Origin of the sequence: Mesobacillus sp. (genome assembly GCF_049588175.1) — a bacterium.
Lineage (GTDB): Bacteria > Bacillota > Bacilli > Bacillales > Cytobacillaceae > Mesobacillus.
On record NZ_JBAVFI010000354.1, the window covers coordinates 1 to 1,501 of the forward strand.

General features: G+C 44.0%; 1 protein-coding gene. It reads right to left on the bottom strand.

Features of this window, described 5'->3' with window-relative positions; translation table 11 throughout:
• A partial coding sequence (gene acnA / locus WB217_RS08840; RefSeq protein ID WP_423992621.1) for an aconitate hydratase AcnA occupies window positions 1-1,501 on the bottom strand: 1,501 nt, incomplete at both ends.

Here is a 1,501-nt window from a genome sequence, read left to right on the forward strand (position 1 = left end):
GCGAAGGACCATTTGCAGGATGCCTCCGTGGCGGTAGTAATCAATTTCAACTTCTGAATCGAAACGTACAAGAGCTTCGAAAGTTTTCTTGTTGCCGTCTTCGTCAGTAGCTGTAACTGTGATGATGTCACGTGGACGTACAGTTTCGTCGATTTGAACATCAAATGCTTCTTTACCTGAAAGGCCAAGAGTTTCAGCGTTTTCCCCATCCTTGAATTGAAGTGGCAGTACACCCATCAATACAAGGTTAGAACGGTGGATACGCTCGAAGCTTTCAGCAATGACAGTTTTGATGCCTAATAGGTTAGTACCTTTAGCAGCCCAGTCACGGGATGATCCCATTCCGTAATCTTTGCCAGCGATAACCATTAGACCTGTTCCGTTTGCTTTGTACTGCATGCACGCATCAAAGATTGACATAACTTCGCCAGTTGGCCAGTAAGTTGTGAAGCCGCCTTCTGTGCCAGGAGCGATTTGGTTTTTAATACGGATGTTCGCAAATGTTCCACGCATCATAACTTCATGGTTACCACGACGTGATCCATAAGAGTTAAAGTCGCGTGGTTCTACGCCCTTTTCACGCAAGTATTTACCAGCTGGTGTATCTTTTCCGATCGCACCTGCAGGAGAAATATGGTCAGTCGTTACGGAATCACCGAATTTACCAACTATGCGCAAGCTGTTCAATGGAGCAACTTCTCCCGCCTCTGGAGTCAAACCTTCAAAAAATGGAGGGTTTGCGATATAAGTTGAATCTTCATCAAACGTATATAGTGCATCGCTGTTTGTTTGGATTTCATTCCATTTTTCGTTGTCGCTGAATACAGTCTGATATTCTCTGCGGAACAATTCAGGCGTTACAACGCGGTGAACAACTTCGTTCACTTCTGCTGTAGATGGCCAGATGTCCTTGAAGAATACATCGTTACCGTCTTTGTCTTTACCGATTGGATCGTTTTGAAGGTCGATATCTACTGTTCCTGCTAGAGCGTATGCTACTACTAATGGCGGTGAAGCCAGATAGTTTGCTTTCACAAGTGGGTGGATACGTCCTTCAAAGTTACGGTTACCAGAAAGAACAGAAGTTACAAGAAGGTCGCTTTCAGCAACAGTCTTTTCAATCTCAGGTCTTAGTGGACCAGAGTTTCCGATGCATGTAGTACAGCCGTAACCAACAAGGTTGAAGCCTAAAGTTTCAAGATAAGGCAGCAATTCTGAATCACGAAGGTATCCAGTTACAACCTTTGATCCTGGTGCTAAAGAAGTTTTAACGAACTTAGGAACTTCCATTCCAAGCTCTACTGCTTTTTTAGCTACAAGGCCAGCACCTACTAGAACATATGGATTTGATGTATTTGTACAGCTTGTAATCGCAGCGATTGCGATTGCGCCTGTCTTCATTGTTGTAGAATCTCCGTTATTGAATTCTACTACAGCTTCTTTATTGATTTCTTTCTTGCTAAGGCCGAATCCCTGGTTTCCAGCTGGAGCAGTTAGAGCC